Origin of the sequence: Sphingobacterium zeae (assembly GCF_030818895.1) — a bacterium.
Lineage (GTDB): Bacteria > Bacteroidota > Bacteroidia > Sphingobacteriales > Sphingobacteriaceae > Sphingobacterium > Sphingobacterium zeae.
Genome location: NZ_JAUTBA010000001.1, coordinates 5,330,031 through 5,353,135, shown reverse-complemented (window position 1 = coordinate 5,353,135; position 23,105 = coordinate 5,330,031). Strand labels below are relative to the sequence as shown.

At 38.3% G+C, this 23,105-nt stretch carries 22 protein-coding genes and 1 riboswitch; of the genes, 10 read left to right on the top strand and 12 right to left on the bottom strand.

Annotated elements, in window-relative coordinates:
- Positions 1 to 19 precede the first annotated feature (19 nt).
- The 5 genes from QE382_RS22575 to QE382_RS22555 all read right to left on the bottom strand — a co-directional run bounded on the left by QE382_RS22575 (position 20) and on the right by QE382_RS22555 (position 4,243).
- Complete coding sequence (locus QE382_RS22575; protein ID WP_307187853.1) at positions 20 to 2,137, bottom strand: flotillin family protein; 2,118 nt, start codon at positions 2,135 to 2,137, stop codon at positions 20 to 22.
- An 88-nt stretch (positions 2,138 to 2,225) separates the two neighbouring features.
- On the bottom strand, positions 2,226 to 2,948 hold the full coding sequence (locus QE382_RS22570) for an OB-fold-containig protein (RefSeq protein ID WP_307187852.1): 723 nt from the start codon (positions 2,946 to 2,948) through the stop codon (positions 2,226 to 2,228).
- A gap of 12 nt (positions 2,949 to 2,960) precedes the next feature.
- Positions 2,961 to 3,155: a DUF4177 domain-containing protein gene (locus QE382_RS22565; protein ID WP_293882039.1), complete on the bottom strand. Its 195-nt coding sequence runs from the start codon at positions 3,153 to 3,155 to the stop codon at positions 2,961 to 2,963.
- Positions 3,142 to 3,849 carry a PspA/IM30 family protein gene (locus tag QE382_RS22560; RefSeq protein ID WP_307187851.1) on the bottom strand — a complete coding sequence of 236 codons (708 nt, stop codon included), beginning with the start codon at positions 3,847 to 3,849 and terminating at the stop codon, positions 3,142 to 3,144. Before QE382_RS22560 ends, QE382_RS22565 begins: the two co-directional genes overlap by 14 nt.
- Positions 3,850 to 3,853: 4 nt before the next feature.
- Positions 3,854 to 4,243, bottom strand: a complete 390-nt coding sequence (locus QE382_RS22555) for a YbjN domain-containing protein (RefSeq protein ID WP_209577641.1) — start codon at positions 4,241 to 4,243, stop codon at positions 3,854 to 3,856.
- Between the two features lie 91 nt (positions 4,244 to 4,334).
- Here QE382_RS22555 and QE382_RS22550 point away from each other — a divergent pair, with 91 nt between their 5' ends.
- Positions 4,335 to 4,994 carry a helix-turn-helix domain-containing protein gene (locus QE382_RS22550; protein WP_307187850.1) on the top strand — a complete coding sequence of 220 codons (660 nt, stop codon included), beginning with the start codon at positions 4,335 to 4,337 and terminating at the stop codon, positions 4,992 to 4,994.
- A 111-nt stretch (positions 4,995 to 5,105) separates the two neighbouring features.
- Here QE382_RS22550 and QE382_RS22545 read toward each other — a convergent pair whose 3' ends face one another.
- Positions 5,106 to 5,501 (bottom strand): single-stranded DNA-binding protein, encoded by a 396-nt coding sequence (locus QE382_RS22545; RefSeq protein ID WP_307187849.1) that lies wholly within the window; start codon positions 5,499 to 5,501, stop codon positions 5,106 to 5,108.
- Between the two features lie 174 nt (positions 5,502 to 5,675).
- Here QE382_RS22545 and QE382_RS22540 point away from each other — a divergent pair, with 174 nt between their 5' ends.
- Positions 5,676 to 6,041: a DUF2116 family Zn-ribbon domain-containing protein gene (locus tag QE382_RS22540; protein ID WP_307187848.1), complete on the top strand. Its 366-nt coding sequence runs from the start codon at positions 5,676 to 5,678 to the stop codon at positions 6,039 to 6,041.
- 249 nt (positions 6,042 to 6,290) lie between these two features.
- Here QE382_RS22540 and QE382_RS22535 read toward each other — a convergent pair whose 3' ends face one another.
- Positions 6,291 to 6,662, bottom strand: coding sequence for a helix-turn-helix domain-containing protein (locus QE382_RS22535; RefSeq protein WP_307187847.1), 372 nt, complete (start codon positions 6,660 to 6,662; stop codon positions 6,291 to 6,293).
- Positions 6,663 to 7,082: 420 nt separating this feature from the next.
- Here QE382_RS22535 and QE382_RS22530 point away from each other — a divergent pair, with 420 nt between their 5' ends.
- Positions 7,083 to 7,613, top strand: a complete 531-nt coding sequence (locus tag QE382_RS22530) for a hypothetical protein (protein ID WP_307187846.1) — start codon at positions 7,083 to 7,085, stop codon at positions 7,611 to 7,613.
- A 95-nt stretch (positions 7,614 to 7,708) separates the two neighbouring features.
- Here the strand turns inward: QE382_RS22530 and metE are convergent, their stop codons facing one another.
- From metE to QE382_RS22515, 3 genes are all read right to left on the bottom strand, one after another.
- Complete coding sequence (gene metE, locus QE382_RS22525) at positions 7,709 to 10,021, bottom strand: 5-methyltetrahydropteroyltriglutamate--homocysteine S-methyltransferase (RefSeq protein WP_370877888.1); 2,313 nt, start codon at positions 10,019 to 10,021, stop codon at positions 7,709 to 7,711.
- Between the two features lie 77 nt (positions 10,022 to 10,098).
- A riboswitch (SAM riboswitch) is annotated at positions 10,099 to 10,201 on the bottom strand.
- A 183-nt stretch (positions 10,202 to 10,384) separates the two neighbouring features.
- Positions 10,385 to 11,074: a response regulator transcription factor gene (locus QE382_RS22520; RefSeq protein ID WP_307187845.1), complete on the bottom strand. Its 690-nt coding sequence runs from the start codon at positions 11,072 to 11,074 to the stop codon at positions 10,385 to 10,387.
- A 101-nt stretch (positions 11,075 to 11,175) separates the two neighbouring features.
- Positions 11,176 to 13,008, bottom strand: a complete 1,833-nt coding sequence (locus tag QE382_RS22515; RefSeq protein ID WP_307187844.1) for a sensor histidine kinase — start codon at positions 13,006 to 13,008, stop codon at positions 11,176 to 11,178.
- Between the two features lie 445 nt (positions 13,009 to 13,453).
- Between QE382_RS22515 and QE382_RS22510 the strand changes: the two genes are divergently transcribed.
- Positions 13,454 to 13,783 (top strand): hypothetical protein, encoded by a 330-nt coding sequence (locus QE382_RS22510; protein WP_307187843.1) that lies wholly within the window; start codon positions 13,454 to 13,456, stop codon positions 13,781 to 13,783.
- Between the two features lie 44 nt (positions 13,784 to 13,827).
- Here QE382_RS22510 and pyk read toward each other — a convergent pair whose 3' ends face one another.
- Together pyk and QE382_RS22500 are read right to left on the bottom strand one after the other, a co-directional pair.
- Positions 13,828 to 15,255, bottom strand: a complete 1,428-nt coding sequence (pyk, locus tag QE382_RS22505; protein ID WP_307187842.1) for a pyruvate kinase — start codon at positions 15,253 to 15,255, stop codon at positions 13,828 to 13,830.
- A 134-nt stretch (positions 15,256 to 15,389) separates the two neighbouring features.
- Positions 15,390 to 15,854, bottom strand: coding sequence for an IPExxxVDY family protein (locus QE382_RS22500; protein ID WP_307187841.1), 465 nt, complete (start codon positions 15,852 to 15,854; stop codon positions 15,390 to 15,392).
- Between the two features lie 317 nt (positions 15,855 to 16,171).
- Here QE382_RS22500 and QE382_RS22495 point away from each other — a divergent pair, with 317 nt between their 5' ends.
- The 6 genes from QE382_RS22495 (at position 16,172) to QE382_RS22470 (ending at position 22,818) form a co-directional block, all read left to right on the top strand.
- On the top strand, positions 16,172 to 16,408 hold the full coding sequence (locus QE382_RS22495) for an acyl carrier protein (RefSeq protein WP_028070665.1): 237 nt from the start codon (positions 16,172 to 16,174) through the stop codon (positions 16,406 to 16,408).
- A 27-nt stretch (positions 16,409 to 16,435) separates the two neighbouring features.
- The gene (gene fabF / locus QE382_RS22490) at positions 16,436 to 17,689 is read left to right on the top strand and encodes a beta-ketoacyl-ACP synthase II (RefSeq protein ID WP_209577662.1); all 1,254 of its coding nucleotides are present in this window, start codon (positions 16,436 to 16,438) and stop codon (positions 17,687 to 17,689) included.
- An 84-nt stretch (positions 17,690 to 17,773) separates the two neighbouring features.
- A complete protein-coding gene (gene rnc, locus QE382_RS22485) occupies positions 17,774 to 18,514 on the top strand; it encodes a ribonuclease III (protein WP_293887599.1) in 741 nt (246 codons plus the stop codon).
- A 24-nt stretch (positions 18,515 to 18,538) separates the two neighbouring features.
- Complete coding sequence (gene hisS, locus QE382_RS22480) at positions 18,539 to 19,921, top strand: histidine--tRNA ligase (RefSeq protein ID WP_307187840.1); 1,383 nt, start codon at positions 18,539 to 18,541, stop codon at positions 19,919 to 19,921.
- 243 nt (positions 19,922 to 20,164) lie between these two features.
- Positions 20,165 to 21,160 (top strand): pyruvate dehydrogenase (acetyl-transferring) E1 component subunit alpha, encoded by a 996-nt coding sequence (pdhA, locus tag QE382_RS22475; protein ID WP_046674850.1) that lies wholly within the window; start codon positions 20,165 to 20,167, stop codon positions 21,158 to 21,160.
- A 29-nt stretch (positions 21,161 to 21,189) separates the two neighbouring features.
- Positions 21,190 to 22,818, top strand: a complete 1,629-nt coding sequence (locus QE382_RS22470; protein WP_307187839.1) for a dihydrolipoyl dehydrogenase family protein — start codon at positions 21,190 to 21,192, stop codon at positions 22,816 to 22,818.
- Positions 22,819 to 23,105 lie beyond the last annotated feature (287 nt).

The window sequence follows — 23,105 nt, the reverse complement described above, 5'->3', positions numbered from 1 at the left end:
TGTGTTGGCTTAACATGTGTTAAGACAGCTTCTTATTGGAAATGCCTAAGTTTTTTGCTAGTCCAAATAAGGAGTTGATAAAACCTTCATCTTCACCGCTTTCGGCATCTGTGGCTGCCTGTTGCAATTTGATCAACGCCGCAGAAACTGTTAAGTTCTTGATATCATTGGATGAGATCCCATATTTATCTGCGAGTCCGCGTACTTTTTCAGCAAGGTCACCTTTTCCGTCTGGGCCCAATAGTGAATTCTTGATATCAGTCGCATGTTTCGAATTGTCGATCAGATGGTCAAAACCTTTTGAATTTGACACCTGACGTACAATGTTTTCGAAGAACATGGTTTCACCGCCGACGATGTCAATCTTCGCTGTTTTAAGCGCTTCGGACAATACACCTGCCTGTGCTTGTGCAATATCTTTTTGGATGTTGATCTGTGCAAGTTCGATGTCACGTTCTTTCTGTAACTGTAATTTGAACTCTTCGTGGTCTTTACCTACACCGTCCAGTTTTTTCATGGCCTCGGCTTTCTCTTCGATACCTTTCGCTTCGGCAAGTGCTTTTTCGCGTACAACTTCTGCCTGTGCTAAACCTTCTTTGCGCATCGCTTCCGCTTTCTTCTCAATGACGGTGGCTTCTACTGTACCTTGTTTTTCTTCGGCTTCCGCTTTTGCAACCATTACTTCGGCTTCTGACAAACCTAATGCGGCTTCTTCTTTCGCTTGTGCTTCTGCGATAATCTTACGGCTTTCGGCCTCTTTGAGTGATGCTTCTTTTTTCGCTTCTGCATCAATCAATAATTCCTGTGCACGTTTTTCTGCGATCTTACGTGCAGCTTCAGCGTCGATCACTTTTTTCTCAGCTTCTTGTTCTGCCGCAATTTTTGCTGCTTCAGCGGCTTTGACTGTAGAAATTAATTTCTCTTCCGCTTCTTGTGATGCCGCGATAACACCTGCTTGTTTCTTACGCTCTACTTCACGGAATACTTCAATATCTCTAACACCTTGTTGCTCTTCGATAACGCCTTTTTCCAATTGGACACGCTCTTTGATGACTCCTTGGATGCTTTTCTTTTCGGTCTCAATCGAACGCTCTTTGTCAATCTGGGCCAAGGTAACAATACGCTCCCGTTCGGTCTGTTCCAATGCGCGGTCTTTCTCTACGCGTTCGGCTTCCACAGCATCTGTACGTTGTTTGTTTTTCTCGGCAATGATAATCTGACGCAGCTTATTTTCTTCTTGGACGGCCAATTGCTCTTCGGTCGAAATGCGGACGCTTTCATATTTTAGGCGCTCTTCTTCACGTACTTTTGCGATCTCCGCTTCTTCACGGGCTTTGATATTATCAATTTCACGCTTTTGCTTTTCTTCTTTTTCAGCAAGCTGACGATCCAATTCTAAAATCGCTTCGCGCGCTTCAACGTTCTGCTTTTTGATCAGTTTCTCTTCATCTCGACGGATAAAGTTGGCGTTGATATTTTGTTTTGCAGTCAGCTCGGTAATCTTCTTGATACCTTCACTATCCAGGATATTGCTGGGATTTAAATGTTCGATATCTGTCTGCTCCAGATAGTCAATTGCACAGTCATCAAGGATATAACCGTTCAGGTCTGTGCCAATGATGTCGAGGATTTCATCGCGAAACTCACGACGGGCTTCATACAATTCGATGAAATCAAATTTCTTACCTACAGTCTTGAGTGCTTCAGAAAATTTGGATTCAAAAATGCTTTTTAAAGTTTCTGGTTCGCTGGCACGGTCACAACCCAGATTCTGGGCAACATTGATCACATCGTCCACATTTTTGTTGACACGGACAAAAAAGGCCACCTTAATATCAGCACGGATATTGTCTTTACAGATTAGTCCTTCGCCTTGCATACGGGCAATCTCAATTTTTTTGATGGAGATGTCCATGATCTCCATCTTGTGGAAAACAGGGACCACGTACATACCCTTGTTGAAGGCAACTTTCGTGCCGCCGACACCTGTCCTGACAATCGCCTTTCCTTGCGGAATTTTTTTATAGAAGGCACTTAGTACAACAAAAAAAGCAAAGATTAAAAAGACAGCTAAACCGACAATCAGCAATATAATTCCGTTTAAGCCGCTTAAAAATAAAAGAGGTTGATATAGCATATGATTAGTATTTATTTAGATTTTAGTATTTAGATTTTGCTTGCGCAAGCTTATGGTTGACAAGGCGATTCTGTTTTGCGCATCAATTTTAAATATTGTCTATGGTGATTTCCTTAGTGACATAATAATATTTCTTGTCCTTGGATTCGTCCACGATAATGATATCATCCCCATAACCAATCTTTTCGCCATTATGGCTCACGACATTGAGACGAATTGGATCCTGCTGGATGATAAATTCAGCAGAACCAATTTTTTTACCTTCAATGCTTGCGCGCATTTTGCCCATGCGACCAAGGAAATCATGGCTTTCTTCGCCATTGTAGCCAATATTCTTGAACATTCTTGCTAAAGGTTTGGTCAGAAAATGCATAAAGAAAAACGTAACGATGAAAACAGGAATTAGGATCAATACAGATTTTATCCCCCAGGAAGCGACATCAATAAATAATGAGGATACAATGGTGATCACCCAGCCAATGAACTTAAACATGGTTACAATAAGCATAATCGGTACTTTACCAACGTTGATATAATCCATGGCTTTCGCAAAAAAGCCCGGTTCGGAATGTGTATAGGAGTTTGTATGCTGGTGTGGGTGATCGGACCCGTCGGCATCAATATCATGTGAACCATCTACGTCGCTGACGTCGGGGGTAGGGTGTAAATCCACATCTGCATCTGCATCAAATAAATTCACTCCGTCACCCATCAGAAACATAAATAACCAATACACTACAGACAGGCCTGTTAGTACTGTCATAATTCCATTAGATAATGGATTAAATAAGATATTGATTAATTCTGTCATCGTATTTTTCTTTTAAATTCTTTCTCGTTTGAACGTGTAATGAAACGACCAAGAGTGACCATTGACCTCCAAGTCTTGCATCGCAACTAATTCCCAGCCCTGATTACCTAGATCATTCAGGATCTCGTCGATTTTGTCTGGATCCAATTTGGTTCCCCAGAAACCTTTGGGCTCGATTTTGACTGTTTTATACTCAAATCTCCGCATCGCCATTTAATTTTCGTTTTAACTCTTCCAATTCATTGTTGACGGAGTTAGAACCACCGAGGTTCTCATTGATCTCATCTATCTTGCTTTTGTTGCTCGTTGCGATTTCACCATGTGCTTTGGCCAAGGCTTCATCTTCTTCGACCTTTTCTTTCATGCGCTCCAACATGGAAATTGTACTGTTAGAATCGATATTAGCGAGCTGTTTGTTGACCATTTTGGCTGCATTGGAAACTTTGACACGTGCTTTTAAAGTTGAAAGTTCACTTTCCCACTTCGATATGTTGAATTTTAGAATATCTACATTTTTGTGGAGCTCGTCTGCTGAACTTTGATGAATCACTGCTTGCTTTTCTAACTCTCCAGCTTCGATTAGTAACTGTTTTTTCAGAAGTAATGCCTCTTTTGCCAAACCTTCTGCCTTTTCTGTTGTCAGCTCTCCCTTTTGTGCTTTTTGCAGTAATAGAATAGCTTTGTTTTCAAATTCATTAGCCTCTTCTTTTTTCTTCTCACAATTATTTTGCGTACGTATAGCTAACGCTTTTACTTTTGCGTAAGCTTCCAACGATTGCTCTAGGTCTTCTTTCATCTCACGGATACCTTGTTCCGTCATCTTGATAGGGTCTTCCATTTTATCCACGACTGCGTGAATCTCTGCTTGACCGATTCTGAAAATTCTCTTAAAAATATTCATTATTCTATAATTTTGAAAAACTTATTAACTGATTATAATATTCACTCATTAAAAGACTCAGCGAATTGATGGCAGCATCAAACTCATTCTGGTCGAGATTATGTATTTGTAACGTATATCGAAATATAACTTTGGTGCCGTCTTCCGTCAATGCAAAACCGCCGTGGATAATATCTCTATTTTTTATCAATAATGATTTGAACATATCGATGTTCTCATTGCTTATGGTAAAAAGGTATTGCTCAAAAATAACGATGGGTTGTGCAACGCCTACGATGAGGTTACGAATTCCATCATCTTCATTTTCGATGACAAAAACCCCCTCTTTTTTATCCTTATGAGTAATGGTATAACCAATATTGGCGATATAATTTTCAATTTTTGAGAAGTACATAATCAAGTTTTTTATATATTGCACATATTCTTTGCATAAAGATAATAAAATGCAAAAATATTTTGCAAAAATAATTCAATTTTTTTTTAAAATGAGTCACGTAGGAAACAACATTAAGAAATTAAGAAAAGTGAAAGGAATGAGCCAACAGGCTTTCGGGGATGTTTTTAATCTTACTAGAGGGAATATTTCTTCTTACGAAGAAATGCGTGCAGAGCCGAAAATTGAAATAGTTCTAAAAATTGCAAATTATTTTGGCATTCCTGTGCAGCACCTCATTGAAAGGAATCTTTCTGTCAATGAAATTCTCAATTTCAATGATTATTTTCAAGCTAATGTACCGGTGATCGGGAATAAGAGGTTTTTGCAAATCCCTTTTTTGGAAAGGGAAGTTGTTCTTGAAGCGAGCGCTCATTTCTCAAAATTCAACGAACTTCCGATCATTGAATTTCCTTTGCAAAGTCGCAATAGATTTATAGCTATCGAATTTTCGGATGCTATTCCCGCGCCGAGCGATTTCGTAGTGGGCTCGCATGTAATTTTGTTTTTCGAAGAGGTCGATCTCGAAAGTTTGCATACCCTGGACAACGCTTTTGGTTTATACTTCTCCACTCAGGAATTTTTTATTGGGAAATATAGTTTAGCGGATAAGGAAATTAATCTGGTTCTAAATGCTTGGAAGAAAGTTGATTTTGTATTGACTGAAAAAGGATATTTTTGGAAGTTATACGGTAAATATGAGCGTATCTGATAAAAGTAAGTCTCTAGACGCTAAGGTGGTTTACCGTATAAAACAGGTGTATAAACAATGGACATGTAGTTTAAGGTAGGACTAACATCTCGTCCTACCTTTTTTCTTTTATCAGAAGGGTAGATCATCTTCATTTTCACCATCAAGGTTAGCAGGTTCTTCCTTAGCACTGTTAGGGTCTGATAAAATCATGAAACTATCCACTTTAATTTCAGTGACATATTGTTTTAATCCTTCTGCATTCTCATAGTTACGATAGGTAAGTTTACCTTCAACCATGAGCTTCGTTCCGCGTTGGCATTTCTTTTCTATGGTCGTATTTTGATTGCCCCATACCACGAGTGTATGCCACTGGACTTCCTCGACCCATTCTCCGGCTTTGTTCTTAAATAGATCATTAGTGGCGAGACGTAATATGGAATAATTTGTACCTGTGGAAGTTGTTTTGATGATCGGATCATTTCCAAGATGACCCACTAACTGTACTTTGTTACGTAATGTACTCATGTGTCTAATTTTTAAATGTTTTTAATAATTCTTATTTTAGTTGATGTTCATTGGCTTTTGACACCGAATGATCTAGAGCAAAGATGAGAAGGGATAAACATCTTATTCGTCTGTTTACCATTTGTATTCGACTGTAGTCGATTGTAACCGTTTGTTGTCGTTTAGTAATTTTCTATGAGTTCTGTTGAGAGAGCTTGCCTTGAATGTGGCAAGAGTATACGTGGCCGTTCTGACAAGCGATTTTGTGATGATGCTTGTCGGAATGCCTATAATAATAAATTGAATAGCGACCAAACCAATTTGGTGCGTAACGTGAATAATATCCTGCGAAAAAACCGCCGGATATTGTTAGATACGTTGAACGGGGAGGGCATGGTGAAGATCCAACGGGAAAAGTTAAAGCGGTTGGGATTTGATTTTAAGTTTCATACACATACTTTTTCCAATAACAAGGGGCAGACCTATAGCTTTATTTACGAAACAGGCTATCTTTTGTTGGAGAATGATTGGGTATTGATTGTTCAAAAGAAACCGCTGTGATGTCGATCGCAACATGTTCATTTGTATTGGTTTAGCTTGCAGAACTGAGCTTGGCTTTTCTTATTGCGATATAATTAAAAATAGTAAACGTTAGAATCAATATGTAATAGCATACTGGGATGAGTAAAAAATAGGCACTATTGAAGATATCGCTTAAAAAAGACGGTAGTGCAATTTTAAAAAAATCTGCAATAATAATATAGCCGATGAAACTTCCTAGAAAAAATAGTCCAACAGCATGTATTGTAATTATTTTTTTAGGTGCTTACTGTATAAGGCGTCTTTGTTTTGTTTCGTATAACCCATAATTGCTGGGACCAATAGCCCTAATAATGGATTGACCAAAAAGGTGAGCGATGCTAAATATAGCGCTTTAATACTGCCTGTTTGATTGTTGTCGATACTGATTTGATTTACATTTGGCATAATGAGTTGTTCTAATGGTATTTCCAAAATTTGACTGATCTGTTTGAGACTAAATCCACTAATTTCTTCCGTGCCTTTTTCTATGCGTTGCACTGTTCTTAGCGATACCCCCGCTTGATCGGCGAGTTCCTGCTGCGTTAGTCCCTTACGTTTTCTTGCTAGTTTGATGAATTGATTAGCTGATTGACTTTCCATAGTTCAAAGATGGGGAAATAGTCGTTGAATTTTAGTGAAATTGATGCGACAATAATATGCCAATATCGTGCTGAATAATATAACAGATTAATAATCAAAAGTTTTTGGAATTTGGTAAATATTTTGAATCTTTGCAATTCAATAGCGTAATTAATAAAAACGGAAGAATATGTTTGCAATATTAGAAAATCCCGCTTCGTCCACAGAGAAGATTCTCGGGAATATTCTTCGGAATACGGCCCTTTCCTAATCTTCTTCTTAATACGTTAAGTAACCTAGGTTGATATTGGCTAAAACGTGGCGCTCGAAATAATAGTCCACTTTTCCAATATGCTTAGCTTATTCAGGAGTTTTAAAAATCCAGTTACTTTCAACGTTATCGTGAAAGCTGGATATGAATGTTATGTTTTAGAAAATTTTATGAATTTAGTAAATAAATATGTCCTTCAGGCGCTGGATAACTATCCGATGTATTTGGAGGAGACCATGGAATCCTTATCCTATGCGCTATCCTATGATGAGTCCAATACAATGGCGCTGTGTTTGATGGGAAGAGTTCATGCCGAACAGCTATTGGACTATGAGCAGGCAAAAAGGTATTTCCAGGAAGCTTTGGTGCATAATGTTCAGGCACTGGAAGTATATCCTTATTTCATTCAGACATTGATTGATATGGGGGAATATGAAGCTGCAAAAAAGACGATCAAATTTGCTTTGACACTTCCGGCCATGCCCTTGACAGGAATCTGGATCAAGAAAGCACTTCTATTTGAAAAAATGAGAAAATACAAAAAGGCGTTGAAGGCGTTAAAAAAGGCTAAACTTGAAAATGTTGACCTCGATTTTTCGTCAAGTCTGAAGTCTATTGAGGAGCGGATTAAAGGAAAACAGGAAATTAGTAAAGGAAGTGGGAAAAATAGTAAGAAAGAAAGTAATACTGCTCATAAGTAGACCCACGATCTGGCTACAAATTTATATTAATATAAATACAATAAAAAAGCCCTAGCTGAAATTTCAGCTAGGGCTTTATCAATATAGTGTAAGAATTATTCTGCTCTTAAGATTTTCGCAGCCTCAACCATAGACTCTAAAGCCGCTTTGGTTTCTGGCCAAGCACGAGTTTTCAAACCACAGTCAGGGTTAACCCAAAGTTGTTCTGCTGGAACTACAGCTTTTGCTTTGCGCAATAGATCTACCATCTCATCTTTGCTTGGAACACGTGGTGAGTGAATGTCATAAACACCTGGACCAATATCATTTGGATATTTGAAATCACCGGCGAAAGCATTCAATAATTTCATTTGAGAACGTGAAGTCTCAATCGTGATAACATCGGCATCCATTGCAGCGATATCTTCGATCACATTATTGAACTCAGAATAACACATGTGTGTGTGAATCTGTGTATCGTCTTCAACATTTGATGAAGAGACACGGAAAGCACGTACTGCCCAGTTCAAGTAATCTTTTTGATCAGCTTTACGTAACGGTAATCCTTCACGGATAGCTGGTTCATCGATTTGTATGATTTTGATACCTGCTTTTTCCAAGGCTTGTACTTCATCCAAGATCGCCAATGCAATTTGGTAAGTCGTTGTTGAGCGCGGTTGATCGTTACGTACGAAAGACCATTGTAAGATTGTTACAGGACCAGTCAACATACCTTTAACCGGACGATTTGTCAATGATTGTGCATATGAAGACCAACGTACAGTCATATCTTCAGGACGGTATACGTCACCATAGATAATCGGAGGTTTTACACAACGTGAACCGTAAGATTGTACCCAGCCATTTTGTGTGAATGCGTAACCAGCCAATTGTTCACCGAAGTATTCAACCATGTCATTACGTTCGAATTCGCCATGTACTAATACGTCGATATCCAATTGCTCTTGAAGACGGATGGTGTTTTCTGTTTCTTCTGCGATTGCTTTATCGTATTCTGCCTGCGTAATAGCACCCTTTTTCAGGTCTGCTCTCCATTTACGAACATCTTTCGTTTGTGGAAATGAACCGATAGTGGTGGTCGGGAATGCCGGCAAGTTGAACTTCGCTTGTTGCGCCGCTTTACGGTCTGCAAATGCTGAAGAGCGTTTTGCATCCTCATCAGTGATATTGCTTGTACGTGTTTTAACTTCAGGTTTGTGAATTAATGGAGAAGTGCGACGGCTTTCAGCAGCAGCTTTGTTCGCTTTAAAACGTTTCGCTGTTTCCGCATCAACTTCGCCTTCTGCCAATACAGCTAAGTCTTTTACCTCAGCTAATTTTTGTTTAGCAAATGCTAACCAATTCTTTACTTCAGCAGGTAATGATTGTTCATTATGCTCATTATCTAGGTCAAAAGGAACATGCAACAATGATGAAGATGGAGCCACCCAAACACGGTCTTTTCCTAATGCATCAACAGCCTGTTTGATTTTAACCAATGATTTTTCGTAATCATTTTTCCAGATGTTACGGCCTTCAACAATACCTAAAGATAATGTTAATGAAGCTGGAACTTTAGCCAATACCGTATCCAATTGGTTTTCACCGCGTACCAGATCCAAATGTAAAGCATGGATAGGTAAGTTAACTGCGATATCTTCGTTGTCTTTTAAAGCTTCGAAGTAAGTCGTTGCGATTAATTTGATATTTTTTGCTGCTGCAGCTAATTTTTCGAAAGTAGGTTGATATAAAGCTTTTACTTTAGCATCTAGATCCAATGCTAAGAAAGGCTCATCAATCTGGACATACTGTGCACCAGCATCAGCTAGTTTAGCCAATATTTGCTCGTATACAGGCACAAGTTTATCCAATAAATCGATACGGTCGAAGCCAGCTTCTTTTTCTTTACCGATCAATAGGTAAGTGATCGGACCAAGCAAAACTGGTTTAGTGTCAATGCCCAATGATTTTGCTTCATTGTATTCGTTTAAGAATTTTTCAGAAGTCAATTTAAATTCTTGATCTTTTGTAAATTCTGGTACCATGTAGTGGTAGTTGGTATCTAACCACTTGGTCATTTCCATTGCAGTCACGTCGATTCCTTCCTGCTGGAAACCACGAGCCATAGCGAAATATAGATCTAAACTGTAATTGTTGTCTACTTTATTCAATAAGGAATGGTAACGGGCAGGAATTGCACCAACCGTAAGGGTTAAATCCAATACTTGATCGTAAAAGGAGAAATCATTGGAAGGGATCAAATCTATTCCAGCATCTTTTTGTGTTTTCCAATTGCCTTCACGTATTTTTTTTGCGGTATCCAATAATTCCTCAACAGAAGATTTTTTAGCCCAATAGGCCTCATTGGCTTTTTTCAATTCGCGGAACGCGCCCACACGAGGGTAACCTAAATTGTTAGTCAATAACATAATGAATGTTTTTAATATTTTTTTTCAACTATATTTCTTGCTAGAGAGAGAAGGACACACTAGAATTTGGTGACTTCGGCTTATCATTCCCATATACAATGGGTAGAATTTAGCACCTTGTCAAGGGACAGGTTGCTAAGGCTTCATCGGGTCTATTCCCTCTGCCTTTCTCTATAAGCGATGCTAAGGTACGTAATTATTTTAAAAATGCAAATTTTTTATGAAAGTATACCTATTTTTTATATTCTACTAAGAACGAGATGCTTTTTTTCTCTTCTTCTCATCGAATTACTATTTTATTTCATAATTCATTGCGTGACAGATAAAAAATGGGAATGATCGATTGACTCATTCCCTGTGTTTTTAGCTTACCAAAAGTTTGTAACCTTTGCCATGTACATTTACAATCTCAACTTTACTATCCTCTTTCAGGTATTTTCGAAGTTTACTGAGAAAGACATCCATACTTCTACCAGTAAAATAGTTGTCATCATGCCATATCTTTAATAAGGCCTCCTCTCTTGTCAATACATCATTTTTCTTTAGGCAGAGCAGGCGTAATAGTTCAGCTTCTTTAGTCGATAGTTTCTGCATCTGCCCTTTATAGGAAATCTGCTGACTTGTGTAATCAAAGAAATAATCGCCAATTTCAAATTTGTCTGCAACTACCTCTTCTTCTTTATCCCGAACACTGCGTTTTAGCAGGGCATTGATGCGAAGTAACAATTCCTCAACCCGAAACGGCTTGGTAATATAATCATCTCCTCCAAGTTCAAAAGCTTCAGTTTTATCTTCCATCATGCTTTTTGCTGTGGCAAAGATTATTGGAACAGTATTGTTTGTTTTTCTGATTTCACGTCCAACTGAGAAGCCGTCTTTCTTAGGCATCATCACATCGAAGATGCAGAGGTCATAGTTATTTTTCTTGAATTGGGATATTGCTTCATCACCATCTGTACATAGTGTGACGTCAAATTTTCCCTTTAATTCGAGATAGTCTTTTAAAAGATCCCCCAAATTAGGATCGTCTTCTGCTAATAATATCTTTTGCATAATGAATACTTTAATTTTAACGAATTCCCTTGATGCTGATAAATCAGCTTCCTCTACCTTTGAAATTCTTTTACAGAGGAAATATACAAAAAAGGAACCTTTTATTTTTTTGTAGGCAAAATTACTTCAAAGGTCGTGCCCTTATCTTTTTCGCTTTTAACCGTAATTTTTCCGTTCAGTCTCCTCAAAATATCTTGTACATAACTTAGACCGAGACCAAACCCTTTTACATTGTGGACATTCCCCGTAGGTATCCGGTAAAACTGGTCAAAAATCTTTTGAAGGTGATCTCGGCTCATACCGATACCGTTATCAGCTATAGTGACCACAATACTATCACCGACGTTTTTTGATTGTATATTCACATGTAAGTCTCCTTTATTGTATTTAATTGCATTATCCAATAGGTTATAAAATACGTTTGAGAAGTGCAGTTCGTCACCAACGACAATATCCTTAGTGGCTGCCAGATCAATAGTGAATTTTCCGCCAATATTTTGCATTCTCAGCTGCATACTGTCTGTAACCGCTGAAATAAGATCGTTAATATGAACATCTACCTGATCTAGTTTTAAGGTTTCTTTTTCTAGTCGAGCTAAATCAAGTACACGTTCGATGTGATTCCCTAACCTAACATTCTCGTCGTAGATGATATTGGCTAATTTTTGAACGCGTTTATGATCGGCATTGATATCCGGGTCCTTAAGCGATTCACTAGCAATCATGATAGTCGCAACTGGCGTCTTAAACTCATGTGTCATATTGTTGATAAAATCTGTTTTCATCTCCGAAACTTTCTTTTGTCTAAAGATGATAATCAGCGTGTATGCAAAACACCCTACCAATAAAAAAAGTAGTGCAAGCATAGGCAAAAGGAGATAACCCATATTATCTGCGATAATCGCCTTTTTGTCTGGAAAATAAATCGTTAATTTGCCTGGTGCAGCACCAATGTCGCCTTTAAAGAGAGCAGTGGAGTACCGTGTTGTATTTGAAGGATTTTTTAAAGCCGCTTCGTTAAGGATATTATTGAGTAAAATATTGTTTGTGCTCCATATTTCGATATTAAATGGCGCTCTAATGTCGCGTTGAGCCAATTCCTCCTTGATAAGCTCTTGAACGATGATAATATTCAGACGATCTTTCAATGGGCGTTTAGCCAATTCCATTCCAATAGCGACATCTTCTATATAGTCAGCCTTTTTACCCCCCAACATGGCAACAGAATCGTAAACGTTAAACCCCGACCAAGAGTTCTTTTTATTAAGCACATCCAGTCTTTTTTCTAAATCAGCGATTGTTTTTGTAAGTTTCGCATTCTCTCTCGGAGGTAAGGTGGCTACCCTGAATTTGGTTTGCTGATCAACCAGGCCATCAAGTAAAGGAATAACAAAGCGCGTACTATCATCTTTTCCGCTCACCTGATCATCTACCTTTGATGCGTTGAGCATGATGAAGGCTTGTACGAGATTGTCATCGGTAAGCTCATTTGAAACAGAAAATTTGATATATTTCTGGTACTCTGGTCTTTTGATATATGTCTCGTAAAATGAATTTTTGATTTCAATGACATTAGGATATAACGCACGTAATTGATCTTCTTGCTCTTTGAAGTTGGAGAAAATAATATGCTGCTTGTTCTTTAGCTCTTCAATTCTATATTGTATTTCGAGTTGTTCGGCCAAAAGTCTTTGTTTTGCCTGTTCTTGTTTGGATTTTTCAAGATTTCGTTCTTGTTGAACTTTAGCAAAGTCAACAACTTCCCGGCGTTCCAATTTTCCTGCAACAGCTGTTATCGCAGCATTGACGGATTCATCAAACAATTGGGATTTTTGACGATAAGAATCTCTTAAAAAATAGAATTGCATAGCCAAGACGCCGATAAGGGCCAATGACATCAGTCCAATGATTAATACAATGCTATTTTTCTTCATTTGATTAGAGGATTAAATAAATATGATTTTTACTTTATCACAAAGTTTATAGCGTATCGTGTGTTTCCATTTGCATATTTATCTTGAGACCAATTTCTGATAGTCCCATGATGAACAGCTCATTTTCTAAATTGTTACAAATATAAAGATGCTGATGTGTTTTGAAGCTGTTTTAACAATGTTTAACAGCAAGCTGTTTAAATATAGGTGTTGTTGTTTGTAAATTAGTGCATAGTGATGAGGTATGCCGTGAATCTGGCCATAGTAGTCGATTTTTAATTAATGCCAGGTAGCTTGACTGATGAGTGAACTAGCTAGTAAATTCATGAGTAGTTGTGAGCTATATTGTTGAATGCAATCTATAATAATCAGGACTGAATAAGCGGAATGTTTACGTTTGCTTATACTTATATGCATTTAAATACTATTAAATAACGATATACAAATGAAAATTTACGTATTATTACTGACATTGGCTTCGGTCGGAACCGTCGCTTTGGGGCAGGTTAGGGTAAGTCCACAGATTCCTTTAATTCAGGAAAAAGAAGCAAAAATGCCTATTCTTAAATTGGATTCGGCAGGTGAAAAGTATCGCATGCCCGTTAAGAAATTAAGGCGTATGGACAGCCTAGCTCCGATGCCCGGGACAGAAAGGATGCCTAAAGCAGGTCGGGAAGCGGCTGATCTTCCACTTAAACGAATAAGCGATTCACTAAAGATGGAGAGGTTTAAATTAAGGATTGATTCCTTATATCAAAACAGACAAAAAAAATAGCGTTCTATGTAGAACGCTATTTTTTTGGCTTAATCCTATGTTTCCTATAACTGAGAAACACGGATAGTATTTGTTTTACCCTTTTCAATTAACGGTGTAGAAGCCGTATTGATAATAATTGAACCGGGTTTAACATAGTTGTTTTTTACAATAAACTTGTTGACATCATGGATAGAACCATCCGTGCTTTCAAACTTGTCATAGATAAAGGTTTTTACACCCCAAAGTAGGCTTAATTGTTTCAAAAGTTTTTGTGTTCCTGTGAAAACTAAGATATCTACATTTGGTCTATAACTTGTAATTTCAAACGCTGTCGCTCCAGATGAGGTCAGTACTGCAATTGCTGAGGCATTTGTTTTTTGAGCAAGATAGACGGAGGAAGCACAGATAGCATCAGGAATTAGTGTGCCATCGTGGATTTCACTAACTTTCTCATTATAATAAGGATAAGAAGTTTGTTCCACGTGAATAATGATTTTGCTCATTGTTTCGATCACAATTTCAGGGAATTCACCTACAGATGTTTCTCCACTTAACATAACTGCGTCAGCCCCATCTAACACAGAGTTGGCGACGTCATTTACTTCAGCACGTGTAGGACGAGGTGTGGTGATCATGCTTTCCAACATCTGTGTTGCAATGATTACTGGTTTAGAAAGATCTCTACATTTTTGTACAATAATCTTCTGAAGTCCTGGTACTTCTTCCATGGGAAGTTCAACACCTAGATCTCCCCGAGCAACCATAACAGCATCTGTTGCTTCGATAATTGCATCAATATTTTCGATCGCTTCAGGCTTTTCAATTTTTGCGATTATGCGCGCATGACTTCCTTTTGCCGCTATGATTTTTTTACATTGCGCAATGTCTTCAGCCGAGCGTACGAATGACATAGCTATCCAGTCAGCGCCATGGTCTAAAGCAAAGTTCAGGTTATCTAAATCTTCCTCTGTCAATGAAGGAATAGATACTTTTGTATTTGGTAAATTAACACCTTTACGTGAAGTAAGGACACCACCGTGTACGACTTCACAAGTAACTGTATCCTTATGATTAGTCTCTAAAACACGAAGTTGAAGTTTTCCGTCGTCAAGTAAAATGATTTCGTTGGCTTCAACATCGTTTGGAAAGTTTTCGTATGTAATGTAGATTCTGTTTTCGTCTCCGATAAGTTCTTGTGTGGTGATTTCAACTTTTGAACCGTTCACCAGAACAGCTCCACCTTCTTTCATTTTTCCGATCCGAATTTTCGGACCTTGTAAATCAGCTAAGATGGCAACATTGAATCCTGTTTCATTATTTATTGCATTTATAGTTTCGATTACCTTAAGGTGATCTGCCTGGCTGCCATGAGAGAAATTCAACCGACACACATCAACCCCTTTGGCAATCATGTTGGTCAAAACTTGTTTGTCTGCCGAGGCAGGGCCTAATGTTGCGACAATTTTAGTCCTTTTTTGAACTTTTTCCATCTGTTATTTTGTATTTTAAATGTTCTTCATTAATCACAACAAATAGCGAGCTATGTTGTTGTGTTTTGTCAAAACTAAATCGAATTAATTTAGATCTAAACGGGAGTGTATTTGCTACACTAACCTACAGTTTGCTAAAATATGAGATTTTCTTTAGATTTCAATATTTTTGGTGATATTTCTTTTGCGATGACGACTTCGGGTAATTTGCTGATCCTTTTGATCATATGCGCTACATCTTCTTCGCAGATGAAGTTTTTGATAATGATAAAAAAATCAAAGTGCGGGTTTTCAGGAATTAAATAAGTTCCTTCGATGCTCTTATTGTTGATCAGGAAATATTCTGTGTCAGCGTCGGGTACAAGATAATGAAAAGCAGTGAAGTGGTAGTTGTTTTTTTTCTTTGGATCATAAACAATATGATATTCTAGTTCCTCTTCGGATTTATTTTTTTGTCGTCCATCATGATCGTATTTGCTTTCCTTTCCTCTGGAAAAATTGAGATTAGTCTCCTTGTTGATGAAGTGACAGAGTCGGTAATCTTTCAACGGGCAGGTGATGGCGAGTAGGGTGAAATCCAACTCTTCTTCCATGTCCATATCTAATCGTGTTACTAACTTATTGACCACTTTAATGCTTAAATTTATCTACCTTTTATAGCGAAGGTACTAATAATTTTAAGGTTGGAATATACTTTTTGTGTAAAATTTGAGTTAATTAGCTGAGCGTTTGGAATACAAAATATTTTTTGTTATACTTGAACTAAGTTAATATAGAGTGGGTTAGCTAGTATAAGACGCGAATAAGTTCGGTCGCCTAACATGGTGACTTTCATCTAAATATCATTTTAGGTTTGAATTTTGATGAAATTTATTTTTCTTTGCACAGATTTATTAAACAATTAAACTATAAAATCATGTCAGATATCGCTTCAAGAGTAAAAGCAATTATCGTTGAAAAATTAGGTGTTGACGAAAACGAAGTAACACCAGAAGCTTCATTCACTAATGATTTAGGTGCTGATTCACTTGACACTGTTGAGTTGATCATGGAGTTTGAAAAAGAATTCAACGTTGCTATTCCTGATGATCAAGCAGAAACTATTGGTACTGTTGGTCAAGCAATCGCTTATTTAGAAAAAAACGTTAACTAACTAATTTAATTAGGCTAATCGTAATAAATGGAGCTTAAAAGAGTAGTAGTAACAGGATTAGGCGCCCTTACACCAATTGGTAATACCGTCTCAGCTTACTGGGAGGCTTTAATAAATGGTGTAAGCGGGGCTGCTCCTATTACGCATTTTGATGCGTCAAAATTCAAAACTCAGTTTGCGTGTGAGGTAAAGGGGTTTGATCCACATGATTTTATGGATCGTAAGGAAGCTCGTAAAGTCGATCCTTTTGTACAGTATGCAATTGCGTCAACCGATGAGGCAATTAAGGATGCTGGCTTAGATTTTGAAAAACTTGATACAAACCGTATCGGGGTAATTTGGGGTTCAGGAATTGGGGGCTTAACAACCTTTACTGAAGAAGTTGCAAATTTTGCAAAAGGAGATGGAACCCCGCGTTTCAATCCTTTCTTCATTCCTAAGATGCTCGTTGATATTGCTCCAGGACATATTTCTATGCGTCATGGCCTTCGTGGTCCTAACTTTTCTGCAGTATCGGCCTGTGCGTCAGCTACCAATGCAATGATAGATGCTTTCAACTATATTCGTATGGGGAAAGCTGATGTGATTGTTACGGGTGGATCAGAAGCAACAGTTAATGAAGCTGGAATTGGTGGATTTAATGCAATGCACGCTTTGTCAACTCGGAATGACGATCCAAAAACAGCTTCGCGTCCTTTTGATAAAGATAGAGATGGTTTTGTTTCTGGTGAAGGTTCAGGTGCTTTGATTTTGGAAAGCTTAGAGCATGCTTTGGCACGTGGAGCTAAAATCTATGCAGAGATTGCTGGTGGTGGAATGAGTGCTGATGCACATCATATCACGGCCTCGCATCCTGAAGGTTTGGGTGCTAAGCTAGCCATGACAATGGCAGTCAACGATGCAGAGATGGATTTTTCAGATATTGATTATATCAATGTTCACGGAACCTCTACGCCTGTTGGCGATATTAGTGAAACTAAGGCTATTGTCGATCTGTTCGGTGAACATGCATATAAACTGAATATCAGTTCAACTAAATCAATGACTGGGCACCTTTTGGGAGCTGCAGGAGCGATAGAAACTATTGCTTCTATTCTTGCTGTCCAAAATGATATTGTCCCACCGACAATCAATCACTTTACAGATGATCCAGAAATTGATAATAAATTGAATTTTACATTCAATAAAGCGCAAAAACGAACTGTTAACGCAGCATTGAGTAACACATTTGGTTTCGGAGGGCATAATGCTACCGTTATTGTGAAAAAATATAAAGCTTAATGTTTGATCCTTCAAACATGGTTTGATAATATGAGCTAGCGACAGGTTCTTTAATTAGGACTTGTCGCCTTATTTTTAGAAGAGATGCCTTTTGCTAGGATATATAAATTATATATTTCGCCGGAGCGGGAATACGTTAGAAAACTAAAAAACCTGCTTGGATTTGTTCCCGGAAATGTACACTTGTACAAAATGGCTTTCAGACATAAGTCTGTGGCTATTACAATTAAAGAGGGCGCAAAGAATAGCAACGAACGTTTGGAATTCTTAGGTGATGCTGTTTTGGGTTCGGTTGTCGCCGAATTGTTATTTAAGAAATATCCTTATAAAGATGAAGGTTTCTTGACCGAAATGCGCTCGAAGATTGTCAGTAGAGCAAATCTGAATCAGCTGTCCCGAAAATTAGGATTTAATGAACTGATTCAGTTCGATGCACGAATGATCAGTTTTCCTAATAAACAAGGGTCGTTACTGGGCGATGCTTTCGAAGCATTAATAGGAGCCGTTTATCTTGATAAAGGCTATGTCTTTACCAAAAGCTTTCTGCTGAATAGAATCATTAAGCCGCATGTTGATATTCTTCTATTAGAACAGACTGAAACAAACTTTAAAAGTAGGTTGATTGAATGGTGTCAGCATACGGGGAAAGAGATTGTATTTCAACAGACAGACAATCCGCAGGGGGAATCTTCTAAAATGTTTAGTATTGAAGCCGTTGTTGATGGTGTCGTATGCGGACTAGGTCGCGATTTTAATAAAAAATCTGCAGAGAAATCAGCTGCGGAGAAAGCCTGTGAATTCCTTAAAATTCTAGAAGTAGAATAAAGGATTTTATTAACTTTGCCAAATATGGCAGTAGTAAAACCTTCTTTGGCAAAAGGAACGCGTGATTTTTCGCCTTCCGAAATGATCAAACGCAACTATATTTTCGATACATTAAAAACGGTATTCAAAAAATATGGCTATAGTGAAATACAGACCCCTTCATTTGAAAATTTAACCACACTTACCGGTAAATATGGAGATGAGGGTGATAAGCTGATCTTTAAAATTCTTAATTCGGGTGATTACATGGCAAAGGCGCCAGACAGCCTGCTTCAAGATAAAAATTCCAATAAACTCATTCCACATATTTCAGAGAAAGCGCTAAGATATGACCTTACTGTGCCTTTCGCGCGTTACGTCGTAATGCACCAGAATGATATTGCTTTACCATTTAAGCGGTTCCAGGTACAACCCGTATGGCGTGCTGATCGTCCACAGCGCGGAAGATATCGTGAGTTTTATCAATGTGATGTGGATGTGGTTGGATCTGAAAGTTTATTAAATGAAGCGGAGTTCATTTTGATTTATCAAGAAGCCTTCGAGCGTTTTGGACTGAAAGACTTTACTATTAAAATCAACAACCGAAAAATTCTATCAGGTATTGCCGAAATTATCGGAAAGCCAGAGTTGATTGTCGATATGACTGTAGCGATCGACAAATTGGATAAAATCGGCTTGGATGGTGTCAACAAAGAATTGGTTGAGAGAGGCTTTACGGAAGAGGATCTTGCTATTTTGAAACCGATCATTTTATTGGAAGGCTCGAATAAAGAGAAACTGTCTTCCTTAAAAGCGATTTTAGCCACTTCTGCCATCGGTTTGAATGGTATTGCCGAGATTGAGGAAGTGTTTGAGTATGTCGGTAAATTAGGTGCTGAAGAAAAATTGCTTAATCAAATCATAGATCTGGATATTACATTGGCTCGTGGTCTAAATTATTATACGGGCTGTATTTTTGAGGTCAAGACGAATGAGGTTGCCATGGGAAGCATCGGTGGAGGCGGTCGTTATGATGATCTCACAGGGATGTTTGGACTGAAGGGGTTGACTGGAGTCGGGGTTTCTTTTGGTGCTGACCGAATTTATGATGTACTTGAAGAATTGAATCTTTATCCAACCGGAAGAGCAGAAACCACAAAACTTCTTATTATTAATTTTGATAAGCAACTCGAAGTGTATACACTTCGCTTACTGAACAAACTTCGTCAAGAAAATATTGCTTCGGAACTTTATGCTACTCCTGTAAAATTGAAAAAACAAATGGGGTATGCGGATGGTAAAGGAATTCCTTATGTGTTATTGGTAGGGGAAGAAGAGGCTGCCTCGGGGCAATTGTCTTTAAAGGACATGGAAAGTGGTGAGCAAATAAAGGTTACTGAAAGTGAGCTGATCCAAAAACTTCGATAACGAACAGTTTGTATAGAATAGATTAAGCCAAATGATTATTAAGTCGTTTAGCTTTTTTATTTTCATAAGTTTTTGATTTATTTGGTTGTGCCGTTCATTTATTTGTAATCAAATGCTATATACTTTAAATCAAATGTCTTAGAAGTGTCTTAAAGTAGAAATAAAATTGATTTTTGAACAAGGAAATTCGTCCAAAATTATTAGATTTGTAGTCTAGAATAGTAAGAAAATCAAAACTTTGAAATGAGTTCAACACCTATAACAAAAGAGACATATTTGGAGTGGTATAAGTCGATGTTACTTATGCGTAAGTTTGAAGAAAAAGCAGGTCAACTTTACGGACAGCAAAAGATTCGTGGTTTCTGTCACTTGTACATAGGACAAGAAGCAGTTGTCGCTGGAACGATGTCGGTTATTAAGCCTGAAGATTCTTTAATCACTGCTTATCGTGATCACGCCCACGCTTTGGCTAAAGGCGTTTCTGCCAATGCTTGTATGGCTGAATTATATGGAAAGATCACAGGTTGTTCCAAAGGTAAAGGAGGCTCCATGCACTTCTTCTCCAAGGAGCATAAATTCATGGGTGGCCATGGTATTGTTGGTGGTCAGATTCCTTTAGGTGCTGGTATAGCATTTGCTGAGAAATATCTTGGTACAGATAATGTAAATATCTGTTATATGGGTGATGGAGCTGTGCGTCAAGGTGCATTCAATGAGACATTGAACATGGCGATGTTGTGGAAACTCCCTGTTATCTTCGTGTGTGAAAACAATGGTTATGCCATGGGGACGTCTGTACAACGTACAACGAACATGCAGGATATTTACAAAATGGGCTTAGGTTTCGATATGCCTTCTGCTCCGGTTGATGGAATGGATGTTGTTGCTGTACACAATGCGATGGACGAAGCTGTTCAACGTGCTCGTGCAGGTGAAGGTCCAACATTCCTAGAAATTCGTACATACCGTTACAAAGGACACTCCATGTCTGATCCAGCTAAATATCGTACGAAAGAAGAACTAGAAGCGTATAAAGACCGTGACCCATTGTTGTCGACTAAACATGCTATTTTAGAAAACAACTATGCAGACGACGCTTGGTTTGCAGAAGTTGAGGCTGATGTGAAAAAGGTCGTTGAGGAGTCGGTGAAATTTGCAGAGGAATCTCCTTATCCAACTGCAGATGAATTGTACAAAGATGTATATGTACAACAAGACTATCCATTTATTTTAGATTAATACTCTTTAACTTGATAATATAATAAAGAATGGCTGAAGTAGTAAGAATGCCGAAAATGAGCGATACAATGACCGAAGGGGTCATCGCGAAATGGCACAAAAAAGTTGGTGATAAAGTAAATTCTGGTGATTTAGTAGCGGAGATTGAAACAGATAAAGCTACGATGGACTTTGAGTCTTACCAAGAAGGAACTCTTTTATATATTGGTCCTAAAGAAGGCGAAGCAGTAGCTATTGACGCTGTTATAGCAGTTTTGGGCGAACCAGGAGAAGATTTTCAAGCGCTGTTGAGTGGAGATGCTCCTGAAGCTGAGAAAGCAGCAGAAAAAACTGAAGACAAAAAAGAAGAAGAAGTTTCTGCTCCAGCATCTTCGGCAAGTACAGTAACTCCTGAGGAATTAGGATGTACCGTGATCACAATGCCGTTGTTGAGTGATACCATGAAAGAAGGTGTTATTGCGCAATGGAACTTCAAAGTTGGCGATACGATCAAATCTGACGATGCGATTGCAGATGTAGAAACGGATAAAGCTACGATGGAAGTTACTGCCTATGCGGATGGTACCTTGTTATATGTCGGTCTTGAAGCTGGAGAAGCTGCAAAGGTTAACGACATTATAGCAATCGTTGGTCCTGCTGGAACTGACATTACTCCGTTGTTGAATCAAAAATCTGATGCGCCAAAGGCCGAAACGACTGAAACTCCTAAAGCTGATGCTACTTCAACTGCATCATCTCCTGCAGCTCCGGCCGTTAGCAACGATGATTCTCGTGTGAAAGCTTCACCTTTAGCACGTAAAATTGCGCAAGAAAAAGGGATCAACTTAAGTGATATTAAGGGGTCTGCAGATGGTGGCCGTATTGTGAAGAAAGACGTTGAGTCATTCGTTCCTGCTGCTGCACAACCTGTAGAGACAAAATCCGCAGCTGCTCCTGCAGAAGCAAAAGCGATTACTTTACCTACGTATGTGGGGGAAGAACGTTACACGGAAAAACCAGTTAACCAAATGCGTAAAACTATTGCGCGTCGTTTGGCTGAGTCCTTGTTTACCGCACCGCACTTCTATTTGACAGTATCTATAGACATGGATAATGCTATGGCTGCTCGTGCCCAGATCAATGAAGTTGCTCCAGTAAAAGTTTCTTTCAATGATATCGTTGTAAAAGCTGTAGCTGTTGCCTTGAAAAAACATCCTGCTGTAAACTCTTCATGGCAAGGCGATAAAATCCGTTTCAATGAGCATACCAACATTGGTGTTGCAATGGCTGTTGAAGATGGTTTATTAGTTCCTGTTGTGCGTTTTGCTGATGGAAAATCATTATCGCATATCTCTGCAGAGGTGAAAGACTTCGCGCAAAAAGCGAAAGCTAAAAAACTACAACCTGCAGATTGGGAAGGATCTACATTTACAGTTTCCAACCTAGGGATGTTCGGAATTGATGAATTTACTTCCATCATAAACTCTCCAGATGGTGCAATCCTTTCTGTTGGAGCAATTCAGGCTGTTCCTGTTGTTAAAAATGGCGCAGTAGTTCCAGGCAATGTAATGAAAGTAACATTGGGCTGTGATCACCGTGTGGTAGATGGCGCAACTGGAGCTGCATTTTTACAGACATTGAAATCTCTGGTGGAAAATCCAGTGAGATTGTTAGCATAATCCTTTAACGAAGGAATGAAAGCCACTTTAGCAATAAAGTGGCTTTTTTTGTTTCTTAAATTAGTCTGAGCTCGTGAAAGTGAAAAGCTGGCCGTTTATATTGACAATTCCATCCGTACGTTACACCTAATTAGGCCTGATTTTTTTTTAAAGGAATGACGTAGTCAGTAGATTAGGTAACATAAAAGATGAATAACAATATAGTGAGGAAAAAATTCGTTTTTTTATACTAAAATCTTCATTTTAGCATTATTATCGATACACTTGATCTTCGATTACGAACTTCG